Genomic DNA, 20478 nt, shown 5'->3' on the forward strand with positions numbered 1-20478 from the left:
CGAAAAACTTAAGTTGTCGATTTTAAAGAAAAGTAGAGGGTAGGACATTGATCCTGACGCTGCAGATCATCCTTGTAGTCACCAGCTTGCTGATGGGTCTGTCTGTGTTGCTGCACAAGGGCAAGGGCGGCGGCCTGTCCAGCCTGTTCGGTGGCGGCATGCAGTCCAACCTGTCCGGTTCCACCGTGGCGGAGAAGAACCTGGATCGCCTGACCGTGGGCACCGCCGTTATTTGGCTGATTGCGCTGGTCGGACTGAACCTGGTTCTGCACTACGGTCTGGCTTAAGCCAGCGGGTTGGCGGCAGCGTCAACCCACAGTAGCGTTGCCTCCGAACCGGAGGCCAGAGCCGCAGGCCATTCGGCGCCATTACCGCCGTCGAATACTTGGCCTGCGGCTTCCTTCTTTTCCGCGCCGCTGACCAGGAGCCAGACCGCACGGGAGCGGTTGACGGCCTGCATGGTCAGGCTGATGCGCTCTGCCGGGGGCTTCGGGCATTCGCGCACGGCCACGACGGATCCCTCGGCGTGCAGCAACTCTTCCGTGTGGGGGAACAGCGAGTTGATGTGCCCCTCCGGGCCCATGCCCAGAAGGTGGATATCGAAACCATCTGGGGCAACCTGGTCGACCGTCTTGGCGTAGAACTCCGCCGCCGCATCCAACGCCGGCCCGTCCGGCTGCTCGCCCGCCGCCAGGGCAGGGATACGGAACACGTTCAGCGAAGGAATGTCCACGTGGCGCAGTAGCGCGTCGAAGGCCTGCTTGTCGTTGCGCTCTGGATCGCCGGCCGGCAGGAAGCGATCGTCGCCGAAAAACACGTACACCTGCGACCAGTCGATCGTGGTGACGGGGAAGTCCTCCGCGGACTGCTTCGCAGCGTGGTCCAGGGCGGCAATTTCCGCCAGCGTGGCAATGCCAGCGCCACCGCCGGTCAGAACCACGCGCACAATGCCGTCGCCGGTTACGGTATCGCCGGTGCGCTGCAGTTCGGCCACGGTGTTGATGAACTCCCGCGCGGCAGCTGTGGCGAGATCCTGCTTGTTGTCGCGGGGGCGCAGTTCCACGCCGGTCTTGTCGCTGACGACCGCGTCGTGGCGGTGATCGTGGGTGGGCTTCATCGTAGAGACTCCTGACCGTCGAAGTTGTTGTTGGGATCCTGGGCATCGCGGAAGGTCCAGCGGTCCAGTTTGTCCTCCTGCTGACCCAAACTATTCACGCCGCGGAACTGGGAGGTGCGCGGCCCGCGGTCTGGGCGGTTCACCCGCACCAGTCCACGCAGCGCATGTCCGAAGGCATAATCCGGGTCCAGATGGCGCAGTTCCTCAGCCAAGCAGTCGGCCAAGGCACGCCTGCCGAGGGTGACCAGCGAGTTCTGGTCGCCGACGGTCAGCGAGACCGTGTTGGCGTCGATAACCTCAACCTCAACCGCACCTACCTGGCGGTGCAGCACCGCCTTTTCGATAGAGATCAGTCGGTTGCCGTCCGCGTCCTCGCGGTGGCGACCGTCGACCGTAACGTGCCTCGTCACCGGCACATCCAGGCGCTCGGCGAGCCACCCTGCCGCGATGTCGACCGACGGATCGTGCTTTGGCCCCCAGACCTCTGCGGACACGATCGGGTGGTGCGGTGGTTGATCCAGCGCCGAGGCCAGAAGCCCGCGCCACAGGGTGATGCGGCTCCACACCATGTCCGAATCGCCACGGGTGTAGGTCATGCGACGGCGATACAGTGCGTCCTCGTCCTCGTCCGTCAGAGAGTCAGTAATGCGGCGGGTCGCCAGAGCGCCGATGGGGTCGGAGGCCGGGTTCCGCGGTCCGGTGGCGGGCCACCAGGCGACGATCGGGGTATCGGGCAGCAACAGCGGGGTGACCACGGAAGCGCGGTTCGCCGACAGTTCGCCGTGCAGGTGCATGATGATGATCTCGGAGGCACCTGCGTCGCCGCCGATGCGCAATTGTGCGTCCAGCAGTGCCTCTTCGCTGCGGTGCATCACCAGTACGATCACGCGGGCAGGGTGCTCGCGTGAAGCATCATGGGTAGAGCTGACGATCCTGTCGAGGTCGTCGTCCTCGCTGGCCACCACGATAAGGGTCAGAACGCGACCGCTCGTGACGTCACCGCGTTCCTCCCGCAATGCGCGGATGCGGTGTTCAATTTCTTTGGTCTGGGTGTTCGGTAGGTCGATGATCATGGCCGTTAAGTGCGCGCTCCTCACGCGGTCGGGGGTCGTTCTCTTATGGACTCTTATGGACGCCGCCACTGCCGCCCCGACCGGGACAGAATCTCTTCGGCGCCCTTCGGCCCCCACGTGCCGGCGGGGTAGTCCTCGGGGCGTCCGTGCAGAGCCCAGTGTTCCAGGATCGGATCCAGGATCTTCCAGGACAGCTCGACTTCCTCGTTGGTGGGGAACAGGCTGGCCTCGTCCAACAGCGCGTCCAGGATCAGACGCTCGTAAGCCTCGGGGGATTCCTCGGTGAAGGCCTCAGAGTAGCTGAAGTCCATGTTCACATCGCGAACCTCCATCGCGGAGCCCGGAACCTTCGAACCGAAGCGCACCAGCACGCCCTCGTCCGGCTGGACGCGGATGACCAGCATGTTGTTGCCCTGGGCGGTGGTCTGGCCGGGACCGAAGGGCAGGTGCGGCGCCTCCTTGAACACGATGGCGATCTCCGTCACGCGGCGGCCCAGGCGCTTGCCGGTGCGCAGGTAGAAGGGCACGCCCGCCCAGCGTCGGGAGGAAATCTCGAAGGTGGCGGCAGCGTAAGTCTCTGTGGTGGATTCCGGGTCGAAGCCGTCTTCCTGCCGCAGCCCCTTGACCGGGACGGAGCCCTGCCAGCCGGAGGTGTACTGCCCGCGCGCCGTGGTCTGGGCGAAAGGGCCCACCGGAGAGGTCGCGCGCAACACCTTGACCTTCTCCGCCTGCAGCTCCTCGGGGTTGAACGTTACGGGCTCTTCCATGGCGATGAGAGCCAGCAGCTGCAGCAGGTGGTTCTGGATCACGTCGCGGGCGGCGCCGATGCCGTCGTAATAGCCCGCGCGGCCACCCAGCCCAATGTCCTCGGCCATGGTGATCTGCACGTGATCCACGTAGTGCGCGTTAAACATCGGGTCGAACAGCTGGTTGGCAAAGCGCAGTGCCAGGATGTTCTGCACCGTCTCCTTGCCGAGGTAGTGGTCGATGCGGAACACACTGGACTCGGGGAAGACGCTGTTCACGATCTCGTTAAGTTCGTGGGCGGACTGCTCGTCGTGTCCGAAGGGCTTCTCAATGACCACGCGGCGCCAGCCGTTGTGCAGTTCGCCAAGCTCCGGATCCGGAGTCGCCAGGCCAGATCGCTCCAGCTGGTGGCACACGCTGGGGAAGTGATCCGGCGGAACGGAAAGATAGTATGCCCAGTTGCCGGCGGTGCCGCGCTCGTTGTCGATCTCGCGGGTTTTCTCCGCGAGGGCGTCGAAAGCAGCATCGGTAGTGAAGTCACCCTTGACGAAGAAAATGCCCTCGGCGAGGCGATCCCACACATTTTGGCGCCACGGGGTGCGTGCCCGATCCTTGACGCACTGCAGGACCTGCTCCTCGAATTCTTCCTTGGACCAGTCGCGACGGCCGTAGCCGATCAGGCTAAAGCCCGGGGGAAGCAGCCCGCGGTTGGCCAGGTCATACACGGCGGGAAGCAGCTTCTTGCGCGCCAGGTCACCGGTCACGCCGAAGATGACCAGCCCGCACGGTCCGGCGATGCGCGGCAGGCGCTTATCCAATTCGTCGCGCAGCGGGTTGCGCCATTCCTCGGCGGAAAAGGGGAGTTGCACTTGTCTAGAGTCCTCTGTGGGGTTCGGTTTGTCGTTAGGGGATTATTTCGCGTCTAGCTGCGCGGCGAGGGTACCCAGCAGTTCGTTCCAAGAGTCCACGAACTTCTCCACTCCCTCGTTTTCCAGCACAGTCCACACCTCGGCCAGGTTCACCCCAGCCTCGTCCAGCGCGGCGAACACTGCGCGGGCGGAATCGGTCGTGCCGGATAGGGTATCGCCGCGGACCTCGCCGTGATCGATCGTGGCGTCCAGCGTGTTCTCTGGCATCGTGTTGACCGTGTGCGGCCCGGCCAGTTCGGTGACGTACAGGGTGTCTGGGTACTCGGGGTTCTTTACTGAGGTGGACGCCCACAGCGGACGCTGCACCGGCGCTCCCTTCTCAGCCAGCGCATTCCAGGCGGGGTTATTAAGCAGGGTGTCCTCGAAAGCAGCGTAGGCCAGCTGCGCGTTGGCCACGCCCGCCTTGCCCTTGAGTGCCAGGGCTGCGTCGGTGCCGATCTCATCGAGGCGCTTGTCGATTTCGGTGTCTACGCGGGAGACAAAGAAGCTGGCCACGGAGTGGATCTTCGTCAGGTTCTTCCCCGCGTCTGCCGCCCGGGACATGCCCTCGATGAAGGCCTCCATCACCTGAATGTACCGGGAGACGGAGAAGATGAGGGTGACGTTGACGCTGATGCCTTCGGCCAGCACATCGGTAATGGCAGGCAGGCACTCCTCGGTCGCGGGGATCTTAATCATCAGGTTCTCGCGTCCGACCTTGGCGGCCAGTTCGCGAGCCTGAATGACGGTCGCCTCGCGCTCTTTGGCCAGGCGCGGATCGACTTCCAGGGACACCCGGCCGTCCACGCCGTTGGTGCGCTCGTAGATGGGGAGGAACACATCGCACGCTTCCGCGACGTCGTCGGCCGCCATCTCAAACACGGCGGTATCGGCATGGGTGTCTGCGGCGGCGAGCTGCTGAAGCTGCTCATCGTAGGCCGTGCCCTGGGACATAGCATTGGCGAAGATTGCGGGGTTGGTGGTCACGCCGACCACACCCTTATTCTCAATGACCTCGGCGAGGTTGCCGGAGCGTAGGCGATCCCGGGAGAGATCGTCCAGCCACACGGAGGTGCCGGCGTTGGCGAGCGCGTCGATGTTGGCGGGGGTGCTCATGGTAAAAGAATCAGTCCTAGTTACTGGGTTACTGGTTGGCGGCAATGGAGTCGTGAGCTGCGGCGACGACGGCCTCGGCGGTGATGCCGAACTCGCGGTAGAGGGTCTGGTAATCGGCGGACGCACCGTAGTGCTCCAGGGAAACGGTGCGACCGTTCAGGCCGACGAAGCGGTGCCACGGCATCGAGATTCCGGCTTCGACGGAGACTCGGGCGGTCACGGAGCTAGGCAGCACCTGCTCCTGGTACTCGGCATCCTGCTCGAGGAACCACTCCATGACCGGCATGGAAACCACGCGGGTGCCCACGCCCTGGTTCTCCAGCTCCTTGGCGGCCTCGACAGCCAGCTGAACCTCGGAACCGGTGGCTAGCAGGATGACATCCGGGGTTTCGGTGGATTCCTCGACCAGCACGTAGGCACCGCGAGCCACGCCTTCGGCAGCCTTGTCCTTCGTGCCTTCCAAAACCGGGACGTTCTGGCGGGTCAGGATCAGTGCCTTGGGCGACTCTTCAGCCTTGATCGCAGCAACCCAGCCGGCAGCGGTCTCGTTGGCATCCGCCGGGCGGATGACAGCCAGGTGGGGGATTGCGCGAAGGGATGCCAGGTGCTCGACCGGCTGGTGGGTCGGGCCGTCCTCGCCCAGGCCAATCGAGTCGTGGGTCCAGACGTGGTAGACGTCGGTCTTCATCAACGCGCCCAGGCGCACCGCACCGCGGGCGTAGTCGGAGAACTGTAGGAAGGTCGCGCCGTACGGGCGGGTGGGACCGTGCAGGGCAATGCCGTTCAGGATGGCGACCATGCCGTGCTCGCGGATACCGAAGTGCAGGTTGCGGCCGCCCGGCTCGGTCGTGAAGCTACGGGTGGTAATCGCCTCCGGGCCGAAGCTCGCCTCGCCCTTGATGATCGTGTTGGTAGAGCCGGCCAGGTCGGCGGAGCCACCCCACAGTTCCGGCAGAGTCTTGCCCAGGGCCTGCAGGGTAGCCTCGGAGGCCTTGCGGGTGGCCAGGGACTCGCCAGCGTCCCAGCTGGGAACCTCCGCGGCGAAGTCCTCCGGGAGCTCGCGGGAGTACAGGCGGTCAAACAGGGCTTTGTTCTCCGGGTTGTTCTCCGCCCAGGCGTCAAAAAGAACCTGCCACTGCTTGTGCGCCTCCGCGCCGCGCTCGACCAGACCGCGGGTGTGGGCGATCACGTTGTCCTCTACCGGGAACGGCTCGTCGGGGAAGTCCAGCGCCTGTTTGATGCCGGTGATTTCCTCTGCGCCCAGGGCAGCGCCGTGGGATGCGCCGGTGTCCATCTTCGTCGGTGCGGGGTAGGCGATCACGCTGCTGAGGCGGATGAAAGTCGGACGGGAGGTCTCGGCCTTGGCGCGCTCGACGGCGTCCAGAATGCCCTCGACGTCCTCACCGGTGACCTCCAGGGTCTGCCAGCCGTACGAGGCGTAGCGGGCCACGACGTCCTCGGTGAAGGCGATCTGGGTCTTGTCTTCGATGGAAATGCCGTTATCGTCCCAGAAGACAATGAGGTTACCCAGCTGCTGGGTACCGGCCAGCGACGAAGCCTCAGAGGTTACGCCCTCCTGCACGTCGCCGTCGGAAGCAATGACGTAGATGAAGTGGTCAAACGGGGACTCGCCGGCGGGGGTCTCAGGGTCGAACAGCGCGCGCTCACGGCGGGAAGCCATAGCCATACCCACCGCGGAAGCCAGACCCTGGCCAAGCGGACCGGTCGTAATCTCCACACCGTCGGTGTGGTGCACCTCCGGGTGGCCCGGGGTCTTGGAGCCCCAGGTGCGCAGGGCCTGCAGATCTTCGAGCTCCAGCCCGAAGCCACCCAGGTAAAGCTGGATGTACTGGGTCAGGGAAGAGTGACCGGCCGAGAGAACAAAGCGATCCCTACCTACCCAGTGCACATCCTTCGGGTCGTGGCGCAGGACGCGCTGGTAGAGGGTGTAAGCCAGGGGAGCGAGGCTCATCGCCGTGCCCGGGTGGCCGGAGCCGCACTTTTCCACGGCATCCGCGGCCAGCACGCGAGCCAGGTCGACCGCGCGCGTGTCGGTCTCCGTCCAGTCCGCCGGGTAGTTGCGCACGGTAAGTGCCTGCTGTTCTGGGGAGAGAGTCACTGTCAGTTGCCCTTTCTTCATCAAGCTCAATTCCTCATACATACTAGTGGTCGCGACAGCTTGCCGTGGCCAGTGGGCGCAGAGAATCGTTTCTAATTCTGTAAGAAAGTTTTTTCTCCCTGCTGGGAACTTAAGAGGAACCTCAGCCGACTACATGTAGATGGGCGTGTGCCGGTCGGGTTTCGGCCTGCGCTGCACGCTCGGGTAGCGTAAGACGCGATACAGATAGACTGCAGTGTGCACTGCATTTTCCGAGAAGTTGGAGGCGAGGCAGCCGGTGAAGACGTTCGCTGAGACGGTCAAGGCATACATAGCATTGACCAAACCCCGGGTCATCGAGCTGTTGCTGGTGGCCACGATCCCTGCGATGTTGCAGGCAGCGCGCGGCGAAGTGAACTTCGGTCTGATCCTGTTGACCCTCATCGGCGGCTGGATGGGTGCTGGCGCGGCCAACACGTTCAATAACGTGGTCGACCACGACATCGACCAGCTGATGCGCCGTACTCGCCGCCGTCCGACCGCTCGCCAAACCGTGTCGGTCAACGAGGCCCGCGTTTTCGCCTGGGTGTTGCTGATCGCCTCGGTGCTGTGGCTGGGCTTTTTGTGCCACTCGTGGCTGGCCGCTGGGTTTATCGTTCTGACGAACTGGTTCTACGTGTACGTGTACACGAAGTGGCTGAAGCGCCGTACCTGGCAGAACGTCATTTGGGGTGGCGCTGCGGGCTGCATGCCGGTGGTTGTCGGCTGGGCCGTCATCACGGATAACAACGGCGGTGCCTTTGGCGCGGGGTGGTCTTCGTGGGCTCAGGCGCTGATTCTGTTCATGGTTATTTTCTTTTGGACGCCGCCGCATACCTGGGCTTTGGGAATGCGTTACCGCGAGGACTATGAGGCCGCGGGCGTGCCCATGATGCCCGTCGTCAAGCCGCCTCTGGAGGTCACGCGCCAGATCCTGGCCTACACCTGGGCGACCGTGATCACTTCGCTGCTGCTGGTTCCCGCCGCTAGCTGGATCTACCTGGCAGCGGCTGTGCTGTCCGGCGCCTGGTTCATTATCAAGGCGCATCTGCTGCACCGTGGCGTGAAAAACGGCACCCCGGTCAAGCCGATGCAGCTGTTCTTCCTGTCGAACAACTATCTGTCGCTACTGTTCGTGGCTCTGTCCGTTGATGCCGTGCTGGGCTGGCAGACGCTCGCCGAGGCTGTGCTCGGCTAGCATAGCGACCTAGCATCGCGACCTAGGATCACGGCTAAGATCACCAAGCCGCCCTGAGCCAATTGCGCTCGGCGAGGTTGAATACGGCTTCGCACTGTTTCTTCGTGAGCCCGGAATCGAGCTCCGCATGGGTTTGCCCGGGTCGACGACTGATACCGACAATCGCCCAACCGTTATTGTTCAGACCATCCGCGACAGCAGTTTCCGCCGATGAGGCCATATTAAAACGGGTGCGATACCAGTCGGGCTTGCGCTTCATCTCAAACTCAAAGGAGTGCATCTGCCGGAACGAGCCATCAGGGTAAAGCACGTGGAGAGGCGCCCGATAGTAGTAATAGAACGTTGAGCCTGAAGATTCGCTTTCTCGCCTTGCGGTGCGGCAATGATAGACCTGTCCAACCAGCGCCGGGTAGTAGTCGATCCAGCCATTCTTCCAGGCGGTGACGATTCGCCTGCGTCGTGCTAGGGCTCTGGAGATCGAGTAGACCGCGACAACGACGAAGACCATTCCAACGATGAAAAAGACCGTATCCGTAAGACGGAGACTGTCGGCCATTGCATCCCCACGGCGAAGTTTGCTGAGAATCAGCATGAGGCCAATAGCAGCGAAGACGGCACCGAAGAGTCCAACGACCAGGAAGATAATCAGGCTACCCGGCAGGTCCCGAGCGTAAGGCCGCGGACCCGCTGCCTTTATTGCTTCAAAGGCCCCACTGCTATCCCGCATCGGGTTGGGGGTGGAAAAGTAGCGTTCGCCCCGTTCAGGCACCAGTGGAGTATCGACCCCCGAGTTGAACTTCAGTGTGGTGCGCGGCATGCGCGTCGGCTGAGTCATGGTTCGACCCCTCGTCGCTGTCAGCTAGACAATAACCCTGGACTCTGTATATTAGCCGTCTTTGGCGTTCACAGCCTCGTGGCGCTGACTATCGCCGGTGGTGGTGCCCGTGTGACTGGCGTTGCCACCGCTGTAGCGGGACTTCAGTGCCCACAGGAATCCGGTGGCGGCTGTAGTGAGGCCGGAGCCGATGACGTGCAACGGAACGGACCAGCGGGGCACGCCGAGCCAGAACTGCATGATGCCGATGGCGGCCTGCAGAATGATCGCGCCGATCACCCAGTAGGCGGCAGTCTTTATGCGATGCTCCAGGTTCAGGGCAAACACGCCCGCCAGGAGGCCAATGGTAAGGCCCAGGTACAGGTACATGAAGCCTGCGTGGACGTGTGCCATGTCGATCAGCGGAACCTGCAGGCGGTGTTCCGGCAGGATGGCCTCGTCGCCGGCGTGGGGGCCTGCGCCAGTCACCATCGTGCCCGTGATCAGGACGATAGCCAGGCTGACGGAGGAGCCGTCGGTCAGCAGGCGTAACGCGCGGGGCATCAGTGGCTGCATTTCCCCGTCGTCGGGCTCACCGATGCGCACGACAAGTTTCGCCGCCAGGAATACCAGCAGCATACTGGGCAGGAAGTGCAGTGCAACGGTCCACCACATCAGGTCCATGTGCACGGTGATGCCACCTAGTACTGCCTGCACGATAATGCCGATGCCCTGGATGAAAGCCAGGTGCAGAATAGGGGTGCGGCGAGCGGCGCGCACCACGGAAATAAAGCACACGAGAGCTGCAATGGACAGCACAAAGGTCAGCGTTCGGTTGCCGAACTCGATGATCTGGTGCACCCACGGGGCCGATCCGGCGACGGGGAACAGCGAACCCGGCTGGCATTGCGGCCAGGTAGAGCACCCCAAACCAGATCCCGTCACGCGCACGAGCGCGCCCGTGAAAGTGATGCCGGTCTGGCAGGCCAAAAGGATGATGGCAAAGAGCCTTTGGCGATGAATCGTCGGCGCGGTCACGGGGCGGGGAAAACCGTACTTGCGGTCGGCCGCATACACGAATGCGTACAGTCTCAGCAGCGCCTTCGCGAAGGGATTCGATTCCTCCGCGGCGCGTTGTTTCATAGTCTCAACCACGTCTTCCAGACTAATGGAAGCGCATGTCGCGGAACTAATTGCCGCTAGTCACTGTCCATGGTGAAGCGGAAGAGCTGCAACGCGGCCGCGGCTCCCACGATCGCCCACGCCAGCAGGCTCAACCACGCAACCCAGCTCACGCCCCCAGCAGTCACTGCCGTGTGGAACGCCTCGGTCAGTGCCACGGAGGGAACTGCCAGTAGCCAGGAGTGCACGTCCTCGCCCGCAGGAGTGGTCATCGTGGCGTAAACCGCGGCGCCCAATAGGACGAACCAGATGGTGTTGCCCAAGGCCAGTACCATCTCTGAACTGAGGGTTCCGCCCAGCAGCAGCCCCAAGCTAGTGAACGCCGCCACCCCGAGTACAGCCGTCAACACAGCGGCTGGCAAACCCGCCAACTCCGGCTGCCACCCCAGCAGCACAGAGGCTATGGAAAGCACCAGTACCTGCAGCAACACCACGATGCAGACGGCGACCACCTTGCCGCCGATCAACGCCCACGTCGGCACGCCAGCAGCGCCAATACGTTTTAGAGCCCCGTAGCGGCGGTCGAAGGCCACCGCGATGGCCTGGCCCGTGAATCCGGCACCCATCAGAGCAATCGCCAAAGCCATGGGAAACACCCTGGTCACAGAGTGGGATGCGTCATCGCCTGGAATCAGCGTCAAACCAATCAACAGTCCCAGCGGAATGACCATAGAGAGCAACTGCTGCTCGCCGTGGCGCAGAAAAAGCAGCGATTCGATCTTGGCTTGCGCCTTGACGATATCCGCGGACTTCGCCTGGGCGGGTGCGGGGGCAAAGAAGCCCGGCTCGAAGCGACTCGTGGTGCTCATGAGCGGATGTCCTTTCCGGTGATAGAGAGGAAGACGTCCTCCAGGGACTGTCGGTTGGCTTCCAGCTGGCGAATCATGACGTTGAGGTCGGCGAAAGCCGCGGTCACCGCTGCGATCAGCGCAGGATTCAGCTCGTCGGCTTCCACCTTGAAGTGGCGGGGGCGCAACTCTTCCACGTTCACCTGCGCCGCCGTGCGCTGGGCGATCGCGGTGGCGACGTCGGGGAGTGGGGCGTCCATATCTACCTGCACCGACAGCCACGCGGCGCGCGAGTGCGGGCTTCGGCGAGACGTCATCTCCTCCGTCGTACCGGATGCGACGATGCGCCCCGAATCGATGATGACCACCTGGTCGGCCAGCGCTTCGGCCTCATCCATCAGGTGCGTGGTCAGCACCACCGCCACGCCATCGCGTTTCAGCGACGCCACAAGGTCCCATACAGCCAGGCGCGATTGCGCGTCGAGGCCCGCGGTCGGTTCGTCCAGGAACACCAGCTCGGGGCGGCCGACCAGCGCGCAGGCCAGACTCAGGCGCTGCTGCTGCCCGCCCGACAAGCGGCGATACGGCGTTTTCTCGTGCCCATCCAAGCCGACGGTCTTCAGCAACCAGTCCGGGTCCAGAGGATTTTTTGAGTACGACGCCACCAGCCGCATCATCTCGCCCACGCGGATTCCGGGATACGCGCCGCCACCTTGCAGCATCACGCCGATGCGGCTGCGGACCTCGTCCGATGCGACCGCCGGATCCTTGCCGAAGACTCGAATGGTTCCTTCGGTGGGGCGGAGGAAGCCTTCGCACATTTCCACCGTGGTGGTCTTACCTGCACCGTTGGGCCCAATGAGCGCAAGGACCTGCCCCGCTGCCAGGTCGAAACTCAAGCCGTCCACTGCGCGACGGTCACCGAAGGTCTTAACTACGTCCCGGAGCTCGAGGACCGGCGAGGTACTGGCCAGCGGAGATTCAGGCTTTTTGGTCATGATTGGTCAGTCTAGTCCTGTCGGAGTTCTTTACGTAGCGCCGCCACTGTTCATCCGCGTCGGTGGCACGGAGTGTCAGACCTTCGGCCAGGTCAGCGTTCAGGTTGGCGATCCATTTCAATGTCACTACTGCCAGTAGGAAGAAAACTACGCTCATGGCGTAGATGTAGATCACGGTCGAGGTCGGCAGGGACAATCCGCGGGGCAGGATGAAGAAGCTGAATACGACCGAGTAGCCCACGGCGATCAGGTGGAAGGTTCGCCGGTTCGCCCAGGCGGCGAGGGGGATGATCGCCCACAGCAAGTACCAGGGGTGCACGACGGGGAAGAAGAACACCAGGATCAGGGTCGACACTCCGAGCCCGCCCACGGGGTGGATGCGCCCGCGGAAAGATGCCCACAGCATGCGCACTACCCACAGCGCGCCGACAACAAGCCCGATGGCGCGGAAAACAACCAGTGCTGAATCGGTGTGATCGCCCAGGCCCAAGACGGCGCCCAGCGCTCCGGAGGCCAATCCTAGGGAGGTGGTGATGGACATCCAGGAGACGATCTCCGCTGCCCCGCCTTGGGAGGTGATCCAGCCGAACCCCACGCCTGTCAACAGGGACATCGCCACCGCGGTAACGCTAGCAACGGCGATACAGACGGCGGCCGCGCTGCACAGGTCGACGATGCGGGCGCCGAACCAGCGCGCTAGAGCCGCACCTGCGAAACCCAGGCCGACCAATGCCGTGACCTTCACCAGCCCAGCCATAGTGATCAATCCGAGCCCGGCGATGATGAGTATCCACCGACTAGTCAGCGGGCGATCCTCCTTGTCCACGCCGCGCAGAACTAGCTCCATGCCAGCGAGGAGCAGACCAATAAGAGCGGCCTCGTTGTGGATACCGCCCACCAGGTGCAGGATCGCCAGCGGGTTGAGAATCCCCAGCCACAGTGCCGCTCCACTGGAAACGCCACAGCGGCGGGCCAAGCGCACCAGAGCCCAGCCACACAGAGCCAAACCTACGATAGAGACCAGCCGGTGCATGACGATCCCCAGGATGATGGAGTTGCCCGTCAGAATCGAGATAACCTCTCCGTACCCGAGCGCGACCGGACCGTAGGGAGAAGGGGAGTGCGCCCACATCAGCGGCACGGAACGCGCCAGGGGATCGTCAATCCCCAAGAGGTCTACCGGACCGCCACTGTAAGGATCCCAGCCACGAGCGGCGATCGCCCCCTGAGCCAAATAAGAGTAGATGTCTTGAGTGAACAAAGGCGGGGTGACCATCAGCGGAGTGACCCACACCAGGAAGGTACGCCAATAAGTGCGCACGGGGATGGGGTGGTTAGGCCGAGCGGGCGCAGCTACCGCAAAGCGGAACAGCAGCAACCAGCCGTACACCAGAAAGCCGATGCCGACAAACACAAGCACGGTGGTGGAGTGCAGCATCCGCGCCAAAGTGCTTACGCCCGGGAAACCCCAGTAGGGATTGTGGATGACGGGGAAAGCTCCGGCGCCCAGGCCACCGACCGTGATGAGGATGCTGCCCAGCGCCCCCAGGAACACTGCGACATAGAGGCGCATGGCCAGCGCGCGGTTCAGGGGTTTCAGCTCCAACGCGCTTTCGGGCGTGCTGTCGCCGTCGGAATCGGAGTGCAACTGCGCCGACCGGGACCCAGCCAACCCCAATTGGGGTAGTTGTTCCTGAAACCTCCGCCACGGCCGCGACAGTGGGTGGCCCCGCGGGGCGTCCGAAATGGGGAGATTCATAGAAGCAGATGATACCGAAGATGTTGCCGTGTTCTTCTTTAACCAGGCCGTGACCGGCGCCACACAGCAGGTTAAGGAACTAGTCAGGCTTACCTTAGTGGACAAGCGGGAACAATTACGACACACTTTTGTTGTCTAATCATGTAGGCACATTCCTAAGTAGCGCTGGCACACACGAAGTCCAAGAGAAGGAGGTAAGCGTGGCTCGGACAACTGCGGGGCAGGAAACCGCCCCAACCCCAGAGCCCGACACGCGGCACCGCATTCTTTTGCACGTGCTGCGCCACGGTCCGGTGAGCGCATCGGACATCAGCGAGGAGTTTGGTCTGAGTGCCGCGGGAGTTCGGCGGCACCTGGACAACATCGTCTCCGATGGCCTCGCCGAGGTCGAGGAGGCCCCTCGCTCCGGGCAGCGTGGACGGCCCGCCAAACTTTTCCGCCTCACTGACGCGGGGCGGGCAAAGTTTGGACATGATTACGACAACCTAGCCTTGCTAGCTCTGCGCGCCCTCCGCTCTGCGGGTGGGGAATCAGCGGTGGAAGATTTCGCCGCCCAGCGCGTGCAGGATCTATTGGAGGACGTTCCCGAATCCGATTCCGACGTGGCTGCCAAGGCCAAGGCCATTGCCGACGCACTGTCTGACAGGGGTTATGCTGCCACTGTCGATCCAGCTGGCGGTGGCGTTCAGATTTGCCGTCATCACTGCCCAATCCAAGATGTCGCTCACGAGTTCCCTGAACTGTGCGCGGCGGAGCACCGGGTGGTTGCAGAACTGCTGGGGCAACACACTCAACCGCTGGCAACCATTGCCGATGGCAACGGTGTCTGCACCACCTTCATTCCGCTTCAGACCATTGACCCTTCCCCCAAGAAGGAAAGTTAAACCATGACTCAAGCTGCACAAACACCTGAAACTAAACCACAGACTGACGAAGAGATCATCGATTCCATCGGCGCCTACGGATATGGCTGGCACGATTCCGATGCCGCCGGTGCTTCCGCCCGCCGCGGACTTAACGAGGATGTAGTGCGCGACATTTCGGCGAAGAAGAACGAGCCGGAATGGATGCTTAAGCGCCGCCTGAAGGCTCTAGAAATCTTCGACAAGAAGCCGCTGCCTACCTGGGGCGCGGACTTGAGCGATATCGATTTCGACAACATTAAGTACTTCGTCCGTTCCACCGAGAAGCAGGCCCAGACGTGGGATGACCTGCCGGAGGACATTAAGAACACTTACGACAAGCTGGGTATCCCGGAGGCCGAGAAGCAGCGTCTGGTCGCCGGTGTGGCCGCGCAGTACGAGTCCGAGGTGGTCTACCACCAGATCCGCGAGGATCTGGAGAAGCAGGGCGTTATCTTCGTCGATACCGATACTGGCCTGCGCGAATACCCCGAGCTCTTCGAGGAGTACTTCGGCAGCGTCATCCCGGCTGGCGACAACAAGTTCTCCGCGCTGAATACGGCAGTATGGTCCGGCGGTTCCTTCATTTACGTGCCGAAGGGCGTGCACGTGGATATTCCACTGCAGGCTTATTTCCGCATTAACACCGAGAACATGGGCCAATTCGAGCGCACCCTGATCATCGTCGACGAAGACGCCTACGTTCACTACGTCGAGGGTTGTACCGCCCCGATTTACAAGACTGACTCTCTGCACTCCGCCGTGGTGGAGATCATCGTGAAGAAGGGCGGCCGCTGCCGCTACACCACGATCCAGAACTGGTCGAACAACGTGTACAACCTGGTCACCAAGCGCACAAAGTGCGAAGAGGGCGGCACCATGGAGTGGGTCGACGGCAACATCGGCTCGAAGGTGACCATGAAGTACCCGGCCGTGTGGATGACCGGCCCGCACGCCAAGGGCGAGGTTCTCTCCGTGGCTTTCGCGGGCGAGGGTCAGTTCCAGGACACGGGCGCGAAGATGGTGCACATGGCGCCGTACACGAGCTCCAACATTGTCTCTAAGTCCGTCGCCCGCGGCGGTGGTCGCGCTGCCTACCGTGGCCTGGTGCAGATCAACAAGGACGCTCACCACTCGGCTTCCAACGTCGAATGTGATGCGCTGCTGGTCGACTCGATTTCGCGTTCGGATACCTACCCGTACAACGATATTCGTAACGACCACGTGACGTTGGGCCATGAGGCAACCGTTTCCCAGGTCTCCGAGGATCAGCTGTTCTACCTGATGTCCCGTGGCATCGAGGAGGACGAGGCCATGGCGATGATCGTCCGCGGTTTCGTGGAGCCAATCGCCAAGGAGCTGCCCATGGAGTACGCCCTGGAGCTCAACCGTCTTATCGAACTGCAGATGGAAGGATCGGTGGGTTAAACCAAATGACGACCCCACTCAACGAAACCGAAGCGACGATCACCCCGGTGAAGGCTGGTACGGAACACCAGACGAAGGGCGACCGCTTCACCTCTTTCTCGGCTGCGGATTTCTCTATTCCGCACGGTAAGGACGAGGACTGGCGCTTCACTCCGCTGCGCGAGCTGCGCGGCCTGCATGATGGCTCGGCCGTTGCTGGCAAGCCCGCCGCTATCGCGGTTGGTGTTGCGGAGGATGACGCCCCCAGCGTGACCATCGAAAAGCTCCAATCTGGCGATGAGCGCCTGGGGCGCGCGGGCGCTCCCGTGGATCGTGCGGCGGCGCAGGCCTGGGAGAACACGGAGCAGGCCGACTATGTGCGCATCTCCAAGGACGCGGCGTTGAAGTCCCCGGTCACGGTCACCATCGACGGCCCCGGCGAGAACGAAGTGTCCTACGGCACCCTGGTCATCGAACTGGAGGCACACGCCGAGGCCGTGGTGTTCGTCCGCTACGAGGGTTCGGGCGCGCACTCCGATAACGTGGAGTTCGTTGTCGGTGACGGTGCGAAGCTAACCACCGTGGTCTTCGAGGACTGGAACGAGGACGCAGTTCACCTGTCGAATTCTCACATCCAGGTCGGTCGCGACGCAGTCGTGCGTCACTACTACGCAGCCTTCGGTGGCCACGTCGTACGCTCCGTACCGCACGTGCGCTACACCGATACCGGCGGAGACGCGGAACTGCTGGGACTGTACTTCGCGGACGCGAACCAGTATTTCGAGCAGCGACTGCTAGTGGATCACTCCATCCGCAACTGCCGCTCTAACGTTTTGTACAAGGGTGCCCTGCAGGGTGAGCCGGAGAAGGGCAAGGATGCTCGTGAGGCTCGCACCGCCTGGATCGGCGACGTGCTGATCCGCCCGGAGGCTACGGGTACCGATACCTACGAAAAGAACAACAACCTGCTGCTGACTTCGGGTGCCCGCGCGGATGCCGTGCCGAACCTGGAGATCCAGACCGGCGAGATCGTCGGCGCCGGCCACGCTGCAACCGTGGGTCGCTTCGACGACGAGCACATGTTCTACCTACAGTCCCGTGGCATCGATCCGGCCAGCGCAAAGATGCTGATCGTCCGCGGTTTCTTCACCGACGTGATCAAGCGCATCCCGGAAGAGTCGATCCGCGAACTGCTGGAGGACAAGGTCGAGGCCGAGCTGCAGAACACGGTTCTTTAAATTCATTTACCCCGTCAAACACCCAAAGAAAGCTTTTTACACACCATGAGCACTCTGGAAATCAAGAACCTGCACGCGCAGGTCGTCCCCGCTGATGAGAACGAGGATCCGAAGCCGATCCTGCACGGCGTCAACCTGACCATCAACTCCGGCGAGACCCACGCCATCATGGGGCCGAACGGCTCCGGCAAGTCCACCCTGTCCTACGCTATTGCCGGCCACCCACGCTACGAAATCACCGAGGGCGAGGTTCTGCTGGACGGCGAGAACCTGCTGGACATGGAAGTCGACGAGCGCGCCCGCGCAGGGCTGTTCCTGGCTATGCAATACCCGACCGAGGTGCCGGGCGTATCCATGGCCAACTTCCTGCGTTCCTCCGCCACCGCTGTCCGCGGTGAGGCTCCGAAGATCCGCGAGTGGGTCAAGGAAGCCCGCGCGGCCATGGAGGAGCTATCCATCGACCCGTCGTTCTCCGAGCGCTCCATTAACGAGGGCTTTTCCGGCGGCGAGAAGAAGCGCCACGAGATCCTGCAGCTGGGTCTGCTTAAGCCCAAGTTCGCCATCCTGGACGAGACCGACTCCGGCCTGGACGTCGACGCTTTGCGCGTCGTCTCCGAAGGCATTAACCGCTACAAGGAGCGCGAGAACGGCGGCGTGCTGATGATCACGCACTACCAGCGCATCCTGAATTACGTCAAGCCCGAACACGTCCACGTGTTCGCCAAGGGCCGCATCGTAGAATCCGGCGGCCCAGAGCTGGCACAACAGCTGGAGTCCGAGGGCTACGAGAAGTTCGTCTAGAGCTTCCGGCCACCCATCCTCAGCGCCCGCAACATCCCCAAACCCTCGCCGGCCGGTGACGGCCGGGCAGAAAGTGTGAACTTGTGAGTTCAAGCAATTCCCTGGATACCGCGAAGGTCCGCAGCGACTTCCCGATCCTTTCGCGCACAGTACGCGAGGGGAAGAAGTTGGTGTACCTGGATTCCGGTGCCACCGCTCAGCGCCCGGTGCAAGTTCTGGACGCGGAACGGGAGTTCCTCACTACCCACAACGCACCCGTGCACCGCGGTGCCTACGAGATTGCGGAGGAAGCCACGGATGCCTACGAATCCGCGCGCGAAGCCATCGCCGACTTCGTGGGTGCCGATGACCGGGAAATCGCGTTCACCAAGAACGCAACGGAGGCTCTCAACGAGGTTGCCTACATCCTCGGCGATAAGCGAGCGGGGGAGCTGCAGGTCACTGAAGGCGACGAGATCGTAGTCTCCGAACTGGAACACCACGCGAACCTGGTGCCCTGGCAGGAGCTTGCGCAGCGCACCGGCGCCACGCTGAAGTGGTACTCCGCCACCGAGGATGGTCGCATCGACCTGGACAGTCTGGAGCTTTCCGAGCGTACCAAAGTCGTGGCGCTGACCCACCAGTCGAATGTCACCGGTGCGGTTCTGGACGTGCCGGAGGCGGTCCGCCGGGCTCGCGCCGTCGGCGCACTGTTCGTCCTGGATGCGTGCCAGTCCGTGCCGCACATGTCCGTGGATTTCCACCAGCTAGATGTAGACTTCGCGGCATTTTCAGGCCACAAGATGCTGGGGCCTAATGGCGTCGGCGTCCTCTACGGCAAAGCCCAGCACATGGACCAGCTACCGCCTTTCCTGACAGGTGGATCAATGGTGGAGAAGGTGACGATGGAAGGCACCACCTTCACCGAAGCCCCGCAGCGTTTCGAGGCAGGCACACAGATGACCTCGCAGGTAGTGGGACTCGGTGCGGCCGTGAACTACCTGAACGACCTCGGTATGGATAAAGTTGCCGCGCACGAGGCCGAACTGACGGCCTACGCGCTACAGCAGCTGCAAACGATTGAGGGGCTGCGCATCATCGGTCCCACAGACGCACAGGGTCGTGGCAGCGCGGTCAGCTTCGTCGTGGAGGGGATTCACCCGCACGACCTGGGACAGGTCATCGACGACCAGGGTGTGTGCATCCGCGTCGGCCACCACTGTGCGTGGCCGGTGCACACCTGCATGAACGTGCAGGCCACGGCCCGGGCCAGCTTCTATATTTACAATGACCTCTCGGACGTTGATGCGCTGGTTGCGGCCATCCGCACAGCGCAGGAATTCTTCGGTACCGCGTAGAGGATTTAAGTTAAAGGCGATATGAAACTAGAGCAGATGTACCAGGAAGTGATCCTGGACCACTACAAGCATCCCCAGCACGCGGGGCTGCGCGAGCCTTTCGAGGCCGAGGTACACCACGTGAACACCTCCTGCGGCGACGAGCTGACGCTGCGCCTGCACCTCAGCGAGGACAAGCAGACCGTGGAGGATATCTCCTACGACGCGGTGGGCTGCTCCATTAGCCAGGCTTCCACGTCTGTGATGGCCGAGGAGCTGGTGGGCCGCCCGGTCGAGGAGGCCTTCGCCAAACTCGCTGAGTTCGAGCGCATGGTGACCTCCCGCGGCAAGATCGAGGGCGACGACGAGATCATCGGCGATGGTATTGCCTTCGCGGGTGTGTCCAAGTACCCGGCTCGCGTGAAGTGCGCTCTGCTGGGCTGGAAGGCGTTCGAGGCCGCCGCTACCGAGGCAGGGGCAACGCCCGCCGACAACGGCACCGACACTACAAACGACACAGACTAGCCACTTCAAAGACTAGGCAGATCAAGGAGCCCACCATGACTGAAAACGCAGAACCCACCACCCCGGAGATGGATCCCTCGCCACTGGACAAGGCCCCGGAGGGGCCCGCCGAGCGCAGCCCCGAAGACATGGCCATCGCGGGCAAGGTCGAAGAGCACCTGCTGGACGTCATCGACCCGGAACTGGGCATCAACGTCATCGACCTGGGCCTGGTTTACGACATCTGGATCGAGGACAAGACCGCCGTGCTGAACATGACCCTGACCTCCCCGGCGTGCCCGCTGCAGGACGTGCTGGAGGATCAGGCACGCGACGCGGTGATCAACAACGTCGACGAGGTCACCGACCTGCAGATCAACTGGGTGTGGTCCCCGGCCTGGGGCCCGCACATGATCAACGAGGAAGGTCGCGAGCAGCTGCGCTTCCTAGGCTTCACTGTGTAGGCTTCGCCG

General features: G+C 62.7%; 19 protein-coding genes. 9 read left to right on the forward strand and 10 right to left on the reverse strand.

Annotated elements, in window-relative coordinates; genetic code table 11:
• Positions 1–47: 47 nt before the first annotated feature.
• Positions 48–287 (forward strand): preprotein translocase subunit SecG, encoded by a 240-nt coding sequence (gene secG, locus CRD15_RS08940; protein ID WP_034967980.1) that lies wholly within the window; start codon positions 48–50, stop codon positions 285–287.
• Here the strand turns inward: secG and pgl are convergent.
• The 5 genes from pgl to tkt are packed head-to-tail and all read right to left on the reverse strand — an operon-like array spanning position 284 to position 7080.
• Positions 284–1117, reverse strand: coding sequence for a 6-phosphogluconolactonase (gene pgl / locus CRD15_RS08945; protein WP_034981961.1), 834 nt, complete (start codon positions 1115–1117; stop codon positions 284–286). The genes secG and pgl overlap by 4 nt on opposite strands.
• The gene (locus tag CRD15_RS08950) at positions 1114–2190 is read right to left on the reverse strand and encodes a glucose-6-phosphate dehydrogenase assembly protein OpcA (RefSeq protein WP_034981960.1); all 1077 of its coding nucleotides are present in this window, start codon (positions 2188–2190) and stop codon (positions 1114–1116) included. The genes pgl and CRD15_RS08950 overlap by 4 nt, the downstream gene beginning before the upstream one ends.
• A 53-nt stretch (positions 2191–2243) precedes the next feature.
• Positions 2244–3806, reverse strand: coding sequence for a glucose-6-phosphate dehydrogenase (gene zwf / locus CRD15_RS08955; RefSeq protein ID WP_034974409.1), 1563 nt, complete (start codon positions 3804–3806; stop codon positions 2244–2246).
• A gap of 42 nt (positions 3807–3848) precedes the next feature.
• Positions 3849–4961 carry a transaldolase gene (gene tal / locus CRD15_RS08960; RefSeq protein ID WP_034993990.1) on the reverse strand — a complete coding sequence of 371 codons (1113 nt, stop codon included), beginning with the start codon at positions 4959–4961 and terminating at the stop codon, positions 3849–3851.
• A gap of 28 nt (positions 4962–4989) precedes the next feature.
• Positions 4990–7080, reverse strand: coding sequence for a transketolase (gene tkt / locus CRD15_RS08965; RefSeq protein WP_034993987.1), 2091 nt, complete (start codon positions 7078–7080; stop codon positions 4990–4992).
• Between the two features lie 277 nt (positions 7081–7357).
• Between tkt and CRD15_RS08970 the strand changes: the two genes are divergently transcribed.
• Positions 7358–8296, forward strand: coding sequence for a heme o synthase (locus CRD15_RS08970; protein ID WP_187402420.1), 939 nt, complete (start codon positions 7358–7360; stop codon positions 8294–8296).
• A gap of 40 nt (positions 8297–8336) precedes the next feature.
• Here the strand turns inward: CRD15_RS08970 and CRD15_RS08975 are convergent, their stop codons facing one another.
• Genes CRD15_RS08975 through mptB form a run of 5 tightly spaced genes read right to left on the reverse strand, consistent with a single transcriptional unit; the run spans position 8337 to position 13837 of the window.
• On the reverse strand, positions 8337–9131 hold the full coding sequence (locus tag CRD15_RS08975; protein WP_034967961.1) for a hypothetical protein: 795 nt from the start codon (positions 9129–9131) through the stop codon (positions 8337–8339).
• 51 nt (positions 9132–9182) lie between these two features.
• On the reverse strand, positions 9183–10253 hold the full coding sequence (locus tag CRD15_RS08980; RefSeq protein WP_034976512.1) for a heme A synthase: 1071 nt from the start codon (positions 10251–10253) through the stop codon (positions 9183–9185).
• A 56-nt stretch (positions 10254–10309) separates the two neighbouring features.
• Positions 10310–11101 (reverse strand): ABC transporter permease, encoded by a 792-nt coding sequence (locus CRD15_RS08985; RefSeq protein WP_034967954.1) that lies wholly within the window; start codon positions 11099–11101, stop codon positions 10310–10312.
• Positions 11098–12078 (reverse strand): ABC transporter ATP-binding protein, encoded by a 981-nt coding sequence (locus tag CRD15_RS08990; RefSeq protein WP_034976514.1) that lies wholly within the window; start codon positions 12076–12078, stop codon positions 11098–11100. Before CRD15_RS08990 ends, CRD15_RS08985 begins: the two co-directional genes overlap by 4 nt.
• Complete coding sequence (mptB, locus tag CRD15_RS08995) at positions 12062–13837, reverse strand: polyprenol phosphomannose-dependent alpha 1,6 mannosyltransferase MptB (protein ID WP_187402372.1); 1776 nt, start codon at positions 13835–13837, stop codon at positions 12062–12064. The genes CRD15_RS08990 and mptB overlap by 17 nt, the downstream gene beginning before the upstream one ends.
• Positions 13838–14037: 200 nt before the next feature.
• On the opposite strand from mptB, the gene CRD15_RS09000 reads away from it, so the two are divergent.
• The 7 genes from CRD15_RS09000 to CRD15_RS09030 all read left to right on the forward strand — a co-directional run bounded on the left by CRD15_RS09000 (position 14038) and on the right by CRD15_RS09030 (position 20469).
• On the forward strand, positions 14038–14721 hold the full coding sequence (locus CRD15_RS09000) for a metalloregulator ArsR/SmtB family transcription factor (protein WP_034967946.1): 684 nt from the start codon (positions 14038–14040) through the stop codon (positions 14719–14721).
• Between the two features lie 3 nt (positions 14722–14724).
• On the forward strand, positions 14725–16167 hold the full coding sequence (gene sufB, locus CRD15_RS09005; RefSeq protein ID WP_034967943.1) for a Fe-S cluster assembly protein SufB: 1443 nt from the start codon (positions 14725–14727) through the stop codon (positions 16165–16167).
• Positions 16168–16172: 5 nt separating this feature from the next.
• Positions 16173–17384 carry a Fe-S cluster assembly protein SufD gene (gene sufD, locus CRD15_RS09010; RefSeq protein ID WP_034967939.1) on the forward strand — a complete coding sequence of 404 codons (1212 nt, stop codon included), beginning with the start codon at positions 16173–16175 and terminating at the stop codon, positions 17382–17384.
• Between the two features lie 45 nt (positions 17385–17429).
• Positions 17430–18185: a Fe-S cluster assembly ATPase SufC gene (sufC, locus tag CRD15_RS09015; protein ID WP_034967936.1), complete on the forward strand. Its 756-nt coding sequence runs from the start codon at positions 17430–17432 to the stop codon at positions 18183–18185.
• Positions 18186–18268: 83 nt separating this feature from the next.
• Positions 18269–19522: a cysteine desulfurase gene (locus tag CRD15_RS09020; protein ID WP_034967933.1), complete on the forward strand. Its 1254-nt coding sequence runs from the start codon at positions 18269–18271 to the stop codon at positions 19520–19522.
• Positions 19523–19543: 21 nt separating this feature from the next.
• Positions 19544–20026, forward strand: coding sequence for a Fe-S cluster assembly sulfur transfer protein SufU (gene sufU, locus CRD15_RS09025; RefSeq protein ID WP_034976518.1), 483 nt, complete (start codon positions 19544–19546; stop codon positions 20024–20026).
• Between the two features lie 35 nt (positions 20027–20061).
• Entirely contained in the window at positions 20062–20469 is a 408-nt protein-coding gene (locus CRD15_RS09030; RefSeq protein ID WP_034974395.1) for a metal-sulfur cluster assembly factor, read from the forward strand.
• Positions 20470–20478: the final 9 nt, after the last annotated feature.

Origin of the sequence: Corynebacterium sp. LK28 (assembly GCF_014335105.1) — a bacterium.
Lineage (GTDB): Bacteria > Actinomycetota > Actinomycetes > Mycobacteriales > Mycobacteriaceae > Corynebacterium > Corynebacterium macclintockiae.

Coding starts and splice junctions, on each gene's coding strand:
- CRD15_RS09030 (WP_034974395.1), top strand. CDS start 20,062: ATGACTGAAAACGCAGAACCCACCACCCCGGAGATGGATCCCTCGCCA.
- sufU (WP_034976518.1), top strand. CDS start 19,544: ATGAAACTAGAGCAGATGTACCAGGAAGTGATCCTGGACCACTACAAG.
- CRD15_RS08985 (WP_034967954.1), bottom strand. CDS start 11,101: ATGAGCACCACGAGTCGCTTCGAGCCGGGCTTCTTTGCCCCCGCACCC.
- pgl (WP_034981961.1), bottom strand. CDS start 1,117: ATGAAGCCCACCCACGATCACCGCCACGACGCGGTCGTCAGCGACAAG.
- sufC (WP_034967936.1), top strand. CDS start 17,430: ATGAGCACTCTGGAAATCAAGAACCTGCACGCGCAGGTCGTCCCCGCT.
- CRD15_RS08950 (WP_034981960.1), bottom strand. CDS start 2,190: ATGATCATCGACCTACCGAACACCCAGACCAAAGAAATTGAACACCGC.
- sufB (WP_034967943.1), top strand. CDS start 14,725: ATGACTCAAGCTGCACAAACACCTGAAACTAAACCACAGACTGACGAA.
- tal (WP_034993990.1), bottom strand. CDS start 4,961: ATGAGCACCCCCGCCAACATCGACGCGCTCGCCAACGCCGGCACCTCC.
- sufD (WP_034967939.1), top strand. CDS start 16,173: ATGACGACCCCACTCAACGAAACCGAAGCGACGATCACCCCGGTGAAG.
- mptB (WP_187402372.1), bottom strand. CDS start 13,837: ATGAATCTCCCCATTTCGGACGCCCCGCGGGGCCACCCACTGTCGCGG.
- CRD15_RS08975 (WP_034967961.1), bottom strand. CDS start 9,131: ATGACTCAGCCGACGCGCATGCCGCGCACCACACTGAAGTTCAACTCG.
- CRD15_RS08980 (WP_034976512.1), bottom strand. CDS start 10,253: ATGAAACAACGCGCCGCGGAGGAATCGAATCCCTTCGCGAAGGCGCTG.
- CRD15_RS08990 (WP_034976514.1), bottom strand. CDS start 12,078: ATGACCAAAAAGCCTGAATCTCCGCTGGCCAGTACCTCGCCGGTCCTC.